Source organism: Stappia sp. P2PMeth1 (assembly GCF_900185735.1).
GTDB lineage: Bacteria > Pseudomonadota > Alphaproteobacteria > Rhizobiales > Stappiaceae > Stappia.
Genome location: NZ_FYAW01000010.1, coordinates 153,602 through 161,249, shown reverse-complemented (window position 1 = coordinate 161,249; position 7,648 = coordinate 153,602). Strand labels below are relative to the sequence as shown.

General features: G+C 67.2%; 6 protein-coding genes. 3 read left to right on the top strand and 3 right to left on the bottom strand.

The window, feature by feature from the left end; all coding sequences use genetic code 11:
- Nucleotides 1-372: 372 nt before the first annotated feature.
- Entirely contained in the window at nucleotides 373-1,341 is a 969-nt protein-coding gene (locus P2PM1_RS05930) for an MBL fold metallo-hydrolase (RefSeq protein WP_186398482.1), read from the bottom strand.
- Nucleotides 1,342-1,460: 119 nt separating this feature from the next.
- Nucleotides 1,461-2,018 carry a molybdenum cofactor biosynthesis protein B gene (moaB, locus tag P2PM1_RS05925; RefSeq protein WP_186398481.1) on the bottom strand — a complete coding sequence of 186 codons (558 nt, stop codon included), beginning with the start codon at nucleotides 2,016-2,018 and terminating at the stop codon, nucleotides 1,461-1,463.
- Between the two features lie 142 nt (nucleotides 2,019-2,160).
- On the opposite strand from moaB, the gene P2PM1_RS05920 reads away from it, so the two are divergent.
- From P2PM1_RS05920 to P2PM1_RS05910, 3 genes are all read left to right on the top strand, one after another.
- A complete protein-coding gene (locus tag P2PM1_RS05920; protein WP_186398480.1) occupies nucleotides 2,161-2,841 on the top strand; it encodes a ceramidase domain-containing protein in 681 nt (226 codons plus the stop codon).
- A gap of 58 nt (nucleotides 2,842-2,899) precedes the next feature.
- A complete protein-coding gene (locus P2PM1_RS05915) occupies nucleotides 2,900-5,203 on the top strand; it encodes an NADP-dependent malic enzyme (RefSeq protein ID WP_186398479.1) in 2,304 nt (767 codons plus the stop codon).
- Between the two features lie 112 nt (nucleotides 5,204-5,315).
- Nucleotides 5,316-5,873 carry a flavodoxin domain-containing protein gene (locus P2PM1_RS05910; RefSeq protein WP_186398478.1) on the top strand — a complete coding sequence of 186 codons (558 nt, stop codon included), beginning with the start codon at nucleotides 5,316-5,318 and terminating at the stop codon, nucleotides 5,871-5,873.
- A gap of 35 nt (nucleotides 5,874-5,908) precedes the next feature.
- Here the strand turns inward: P2PM1_RS05910 and P2PM1_RS05905 are convergent, their stop codons facing one another.
- Nucleotides 5,909-7,588: an electron transfer flavoprotein-ubiquinone oxidoreductase gene (locus P2PM1_RS05905; protein WP_186398477.1), complete on the bottom strand. Its 1,680-nt coding sequence runs from the start codon at nucleotides 7,586-7,588 to the stop codon at nucleotides 5,909-5,911.
- Nucleotides 7,589-7,648 lie beyond the last annotated feature (60 nt).

The window sequence follows — 7,648 nt, the reverse complement described above, 5'->3', positions numbered from 1 at the left end:
GCAACCCATCTTGGGCCATGGCGGTTCACCATGCCGCCGAAACAGGCCGGACATACGAACCGCTGTCGATCCGGGCACTCCTCGACTAATCGCTTGCCCTCAGGGGGCCGTCCACATACGGGTCGCGGCTGCGCCTTGCCCGGGAAGACGCCCGGGAAGACGCAAGGAGAGGGGGGAGCGACAAACACCCACTGAGGGTGGCAATGGTTCCCGGCTCTCCGGCTTCGCCGGAACCGGGACGACAGCCTGTGGGCGAGGCGCCGGCCTGTGCATCGTTTCCGCCGGTCCTGCCCCCCCAGCCCGTCCCGGCTCGGCGCGGTGCGCCGTCCGGGAGGGCCAAAGGGGTGGCGAAGGGCGCCGGCGAGCGTCTGCTCAGAGAGCGAACTGATAGGCGGCCGGCAGCCAGCGATAGCTCTCGCCGCTCGCCTGGACATAGCCGAGCGCCGGGAAGGGCATGTGATAGCCCGTCACCGGGATCCTGTCGGTCGCGACCATGTCGAAGACGCGCTTGCGGGTCGCCGCCGCCTTCTCCTTGTCCATGTCGAAGCGGACATGCCAGTCGGGACGCTGGATCGAGGCGACGAAATGATTCGCGACATCGCCCCAGATCAGCAGCCGCTTGCCGCCGCTCTCCACATGGAACGAGAGGTGCCCCGGCGTGTGGCCGGACGTGTCGATGCCGGTGATGCCGGAGACGACCTCGCCGCCGTCGCCGATGAAGGTCATGTTTTCGGCAAATGGCGTCACGTTGGAGCGCACCAGCGTTGCGACGCGCTCGGTCGGCCCGGACAGGCGCTCCTCGGCGGACCAGAAGTCGTATTCGGCCTGACCTGCGACATAGCGGGCGTTCGGATAGGCCGGCGCATCGCCGGTCATCAGCCCGCCGATGTGATCGGGGTGCATGTGGGTCAGCACGACGATGTCGACCTGCTCGGGCGTGTAGCCGGCTGCGGCAAGCTGGGCGGTCAGCGTGCCGGCATCGCCGCCGAGGCCGGTGTCGAAGAGGATGAGCTGCGCGCCGGTGTTGACGAGAACCGGCGTGAAGCCGTTGACCATCTTGTCGGACGGCAGGTTGTTCGCGTCGAGCAGTTCGGCGACCGCCGCCGCCTCCTGATTCTCGCCGAAGATCGGATGCGGCCCGTCCATCGCGCGCGCGGCGTCCAGCAGGGTGGTGACCTCGAAGTCGCCGAGCTTGATGCGGTTGAAGGTGGGGCCGGCGGCGCCGAGCATCGGCGCTTCGGCGCGCACGCGCACGCTGCCGGAGACGATGGCGGGGGCGGCAAGAGCGGTGACGGCGGCGCCGGTCAGCAGCGTCCTGCGGTTGAGGCTGAGTTCGATCATGTCCGTAAACCCTCCCATTGGTCCCAAGGCTCCCCAGCGGCACTTAGGCCCGCCGGGCATGACGGAAAGCGGCGCTCACGCATCCGTGAAGAGGATGCGTGGATCCGCGGCCCCGCGTCTCACGCCTCGCGCAGCTTGCCGCGCTTCAGATGCTCGTCGAGGCGAGGCATGATCTCGACGAAGTTGCAGGGCATGTGCCGGTAGTCGAGCTGCCACTTGAGGATGCCGTCCCAGGCATCCTTGCAGGCGCCCGGCGAGCCGGGCAGCACGAAGACATAGGTCGCGTCGATGACGCCGCCGGTCGCCCGCGACTGAATGGTCGAGGTGCCGATCTTGTCGTAGGAGATGCGGTGGAAGACTTCGGAAAAACCGTCCATTGTCTTCTCGAACAGCGGCTCGATCGCCTCCGGCGTGACATCGCGGCCGGTGAAGCCGGTGCCGCCGGTGGTGATCACCACGTCGACATCGGGCGAGGCGGTCCAGGCGCTAACCACGGCGCGGATCTTCTCCACGTCGTCGGTGACGATGGCGCGGTCCGCCAGGCGGTGGCCGGCCTCCTCGATCCGGGCGACCAGCGTGCCGCCGGAGCGGTCCTCCTCCAGCGAGCGGGTGTCGGAGACGGTGAGGACGGCGATGTTGAGCGGAACGAAGGGACGGCTGTCATCAATGCGATGCATCGGCGTGATGATCCTCGTGGAGCGCAGGGCCCTGCCCTGAGGCGATGGTTGCTATTTGCCCGCAAGGATAGGGCGGGTCACACTCGGGCGCCAGCGAGGACCGACTGGCAGGGGACCGGTGGGGCGGCACGAGGAGCGGACGATGGACTGGACGAGACCGATCAATGCCTATTGCGAGCGGCTGGGACCGGAATTCTGGGCCGAGCCGGTCAACGCGGTGACCAACGGCGCCTTCCTGATCGCCGCCCTTTTCGCCTGGCTGCTGTGGCGGCGCAGGGCGCCGGGCGATGCCGGCGTGCTGTTTCTGGTCGTGGTGGTCGCCGTGGTCGGCATCGGCTCCTTCCTGTTCCACACCTTCGCCAATCGCTGGTCGGCGCTGGCCGACGTGGTGCCGATCGCGGTCTTCATCTACGCCTATTTCTTCCTGGCGATGCGGCGCATCCTCGGCCTCGGCCTCGGCTGGTCGATCGGGGCGACGCTGGCCTTCCTCGCCGCCAGCTACGGCGTGGCGCCGCAGCTCTCCGGGATCCTCGGATCCTCCGCCGGCTATGCACCGGCCGCGCTCGCCATCTTCGGCGTTGCCGCCCTTGCAGCGCGGCGATGCCCGCCGGCCAGCGCGCCGCTGGCACTTGCGGGCACGGTTTTCGTGATTTCGCTTGCTTTCAGAATGAGCGATATCCCATTTTGCCCGTCTTTCCCTTTGGGAACGCATTTCGTATGGCATTGCCTGAACGCGCTGGTCCTGTACCTGCTGATTCGCATCCTCGTCCTGTTCGCGCCGCTCGCCCGCGCCGCCGAGCCGGCGGGCGCGAGGGGCGGGTGACCGCCGTGGACCGGATGTGCCAGCGGACCCGCCGCCTGCCAGCCTTAAGTGGATCGCGATGACCGAGAAAAAAACCGATACCCTGCCCGCCAACGATCTCGATGAGGCCGCGCTCTACTATCACCGCCATCCGCGCCCGGGAAAGCTGGAGATCCAGGCGACCAAGCCGCTCGGCAACCAGCGCGACCTGGCGCTGGCCTATTCGCCCGGCGTTGCCGCGCCGTGCCTGGAGATCGCCCGCGATCCCTCGCTTGCGGCCGAATACACCGCGCGCGCCAATCTCGTCGGCGTCGTTTCCAACGGCACGGCGGTGCTCGGGCTCGGCAATATCGGGCCGCTGGCCTCCAAGCCGGTGATGGAGGGCAAGGCGGTCCTCTTCAAGAAGTTTGCCGGCATCGATGTCTTCGATATCGAGGTGGACGAGCTCGATGTCGACAAGTTCGTCGACGCGGTCGCCGTGCTCGAGCCGACCTTCGGCGGCATCAACCTGGAGGACATCAAGGCGCCCGAATGCTTCATGATCGAGCGCGCCCTGCGCGAGCGGATGAACATTCCGGTCTTCCATGACGACCAGCACGGCACGGCGATCATCGTCGGCGCCGCCGTCAAGAACGCGCTGGAACTTGCCGGCAAGGACATCGCCAAGGTCAAGATCGTCGCCTCCGGCGCGGGGGCGGCGGCGCTCGCCTGCCTCAATCTGCTGGTCTCGCTCGGCGCCTCGCGGGAGAACATCTTCGTCACCGACATCGAGGGCGTCGTCTACAAGGGCCGCGAGACCCTGATGGACGAGTGGAAGGCGCTGTTCGCGCAGGAGACCGACGCGCGCACGCTGGCCGAGGTGATCCCCGGCGCCGATGTCTTCCTCGGCCTGTCCGCCGCCGGCGTGCTGAAGCCGGAGATGGTCGCGGCGATGGCCGCACGGCCGCTGATCCTGGCGCTGGCCAATCCCAAGCCGGAGATCATGCCGGAGGCCGCGCTCGCCGTGCGCGACGACGTGATGATGTGCACCGGCCGCTCGGACTATCCGAACCAGGTCAACAACGTCCTGTGCTTCCCCTATATCTTCCGCGGCGCGCTGGATGTCGGCGCCACCACGATCAACGAGGAGATGAAGCTCGCCGCCGTTGCCGCGATCGCCGAACTCGCCCGCGAGGAGCCCTCGGAAGTGGCCGCACGCGCCTATGGCGGCGTCTCCGAGACCTTCGGCCCGAAATATCTGATCCCCTCGCCCTTCGACCAGCGGCTGATCCTGCGCATCGCCCCGGCAGTGGCGCGGGCGGCGATGGAGACCGGCGTCGCGGTGCGCCCGATCGAGGATTTCGACGCCTATCACGACCGGCTGAACCGCTTCGTCTTCCGCTCCGGCCTGATCATGAAGCCGATCATCGCGGCGGCGCGCGCCAGCGAGACGCGGATCATCTATTCCAACGGCGAGGACGAGCGCGTGCTGCGCGCCGCGCAGGTGCTGCTGGAGGACCGGCTGGCGCGGCCGATCCTGATCGGCCGTCCCTCGGTGATCGAGAGCCGCTGCGAGCGCTTCGGCCTGAAGATCCGGCCGGGCCGCGACTTCGAATGCACCAATCCGGAAGACGATCCGCGCTACCGCGACTATGTCGACACGCTGTTCTCGCTGATCGGCCGGCGCGGCGTCACGCCGGAGGCCGCGCGCACCATGGTGCGCTCCAACACCACGGTGATCGGCGCGCTGGCGCTGCACCGGGGCGAGGCCGACGCGCTGATCTGCGGCCTGGAGGGGCGCTATTCCAAGCACCTGGCCGATGTGCGCGGCATCATCGGCAATGCGCCGGGCGTGCAGGACTTCTCCGCCCTGTCGCTGCTGATCAACTCGAACGGCGCGACCTTCTTCACCGACACCTATGTGACGGTCGATCCTTCGGCGCGCGAGATCGCCGAGACGACGATGCTGGCGGCCGAGGAAATCCGCCGCTTCGGCATCACGCCGCGCGCAGCGCTCCTGTCCGCCTCGAACTTCGGCTCGCGCGACATGGCCTCGGCCGACAAGATGCGCGCGGCCCTGGACCTGCTCAAGGAGATGGTGCCGGACCTGGAAGTCGACGGCGAGATGCATGGCGACAGCGCCCTGTCGCTGGCCATGCGCGGCCGGGTGATGCCGGATTCGCGGCTGACCGGAGAGGCGAACCTTTTGGTCTTCCCCTCGCTCGATGCCGCCAATATCGCGCTCAACCTGGTGAAGGTGATGACCGACAGCCTGCATGTCGGCCCGATCCTGCTGGGAACGGCCAAGCCGGTGCATATCCTGACGCCGTCGGTGACCTCACGCGGCGTGGTCAACATGTCCGCCTTCGCGGCGGTGGAGGCGCTGACGCGAAATCGCGCCTGACGGCGCGATTTCCTTTGCCGGCTTTGTCATGATCGTGTTGACTTCCGTCATGAAAGCTTCGTCCGGCTGATGCATCCTGCCATGTCTGACGCGGCGCTGCAGGATGGATGGAATGGCACATTTCCTCGTGGTCTATGCCACGACCGAGGGACAGACCCGCAAGATTGCCGAGCGGGTGGCCGCAAGGCTGAAGGGCGCGGGGCACAGCGTGACGCTGGTCGACGCCAAGGCGGCGGCTTCGCTCGAGCTCGGCTCCTTCGACGCGGCGGTGCTCGCCGCCTCCCTGCATGTCAGCCGGCATCAGCCCGAAATGCTCGACTTCATCCGCCGGCAGCGCGCCCGGCTGGAGAGCGTCCCGACGGCCTTTGTCTCCGTCAGCCTGTCCGCCTCCTCGCAAAAGGCGGAGGACATCGACAATGCCCGCGAGGCGGCAGAAGTGATGTTCGACGATCTCGATTGGGAGCCGACGCGCCTGCATCTTGCCGCCGGCGCCGTGCGCGACCGGCAGATGGGGTTTCTCAAGCGCTGGGTGATCCACCGCATCCTGCGGCAGAAGGGCGTCGAGATGGACCCGTCCGGCGAGATGGAGTTCACCGACTGGCCGGCGCTGGACGCATTCATCGACGATTTCGTCGAGGAGACGCTGGCGGCGGGCAGGGGATTTGCCTGAGAGCATCCCCTGCCTGCACTTGGTATCGAACGCCCTTACATGTTCGGGTAGTTCGGGCCGCCCGCGCCTTCCGGCACCGTCCAGGTGATGTTCCGGTTCGGGTCCTTGATGTCGCAGGTCTTGCAGTGGACGCAGTTCTGCGCGTTGATCTGGAAGCGCGGGGCGTCCTCGCCTTCCTCGATCCACTCATAGACGCCGGCCGGGCAGTAGCGGTTCGACGGGCCGGCATAGACATCGTGCTCCGATGCCTTCTGCAGCGCCATGTCCTTCACCTTGAGGTGGATCGGCTGGTCTTCCTCGTGATTGGTGTTCGACAGGAACACCGAGGAGAGCTTGTCGAAGGACACCTTGCCGTCCGGCTTGGGATAGGCGATCGGGCTGTGCCTGGCCGCCGGCTCCAGGCTCTCCGAATCCCGCTTGCCATGCGAGACGGTGCCGAACAGGGAGATGCCGAACAGCTCGTTGGTCCACATGTCGAAGCCGCCGAGCATGGTGCCGAACAGCGTGCCGAAGCGCGACAGCAGCGGCTTGACGTTGCGGACCTTCTTCAGGTCCTTGCCGATCTCGCTTGCGCGCCAGGCGGCGTCGTAGCCGGTAAGCTCGGCATTCGCCTCGCCGCGTCCGAGCGCGGCCATGATCTCCTCCGCCGCCAGCATGCCGGACAGCATCGCGTTGTGCGATCCCTTGATGCGCGGCACGTTGACGAAGCCGGCGGAACAGCCGATCAGCAACCCGCCGGGGAAGGAGAGCTTGGGCACCGACTGGAAGCCGCCCTCGGTGATGGCGCGCGCGCCATAGGAAATGCGCTTGCCGCCCTCGAAGGTCTCGCGGATCGCCGGATGGGTCTTGAACCGCTGGAACTCCTCGAACGGGGCGAGGTAGGGGTTCTTGTAATTGAGGTGGACGACGAAGCCGACCGCGACCTGGTTGTCTTCGAGGTGATAGAGGAACGAGCCGCCGCCGGTCCGGTTGTCGAGCGGCCAGCCGAAGCTGTGCTGCACCAGGCCCGGCCGGTGCTTCGACGGGTCGACCTGCCACAGTTCCTTGATGCCGATGCCGAATTTCGGCACGTCGGAATGCGCATCGAGATCGAAGCGGGCGATCAGCTCCTTGGCGAGCGAGCCGCGCACGCCCTCGGCGATGAGCACATATTTGCCGCGCAGCTCCATGCCGCGGGTGAAATTGGCGTTGGGCTTGCCGTCGCGGCCGATGCCCATGTCGCCGGTGGCAACGCCGACCACGGCGCCGGTGTCGTCATAGAGCACTTCGGCGGCGGCAAAGCCCGGATAGATCTCGACGCCGAGCGCCTCCGCCTTGCCGGCGAGCCAGCGGCAGACATTGCCGAGCGAGACGATGTAGTTGCCGTGATTGTTCATCAACGGCGGCATCATGATGTTCGGCAGCCGCATGGAGCCCGCGGGACCCAGCACCAGGAAGTGGTCGGCGGTCACTGGCGTCTTGAACGGCGTGTCCGCCTCCTCGCGCCAGCCCGGCAGCAGCCTGTCGACGCCGATCGGATCGACCACCGCGCCCGACAGGATGTGGGCGCCGACCTCGGAGCCCTTTTCCAGCACGACGACGGAGAGCTCCTCGCCCTTCTCCTCGGCGATCTGCTTGAGCCGGATGGCCGCCGACAGTCCCGCCGGTCCGGCGCCGACGATGACGACGTCGAATTCCATGCTTTCGCGTTCGCCAAGCGTCTCCGTGTCGCTCATGCCTCTCTCCCTCTCGTGCCGCGTGCCTCGGTCTCAGCGTTTTCTGTTTAGTGCAGCGCG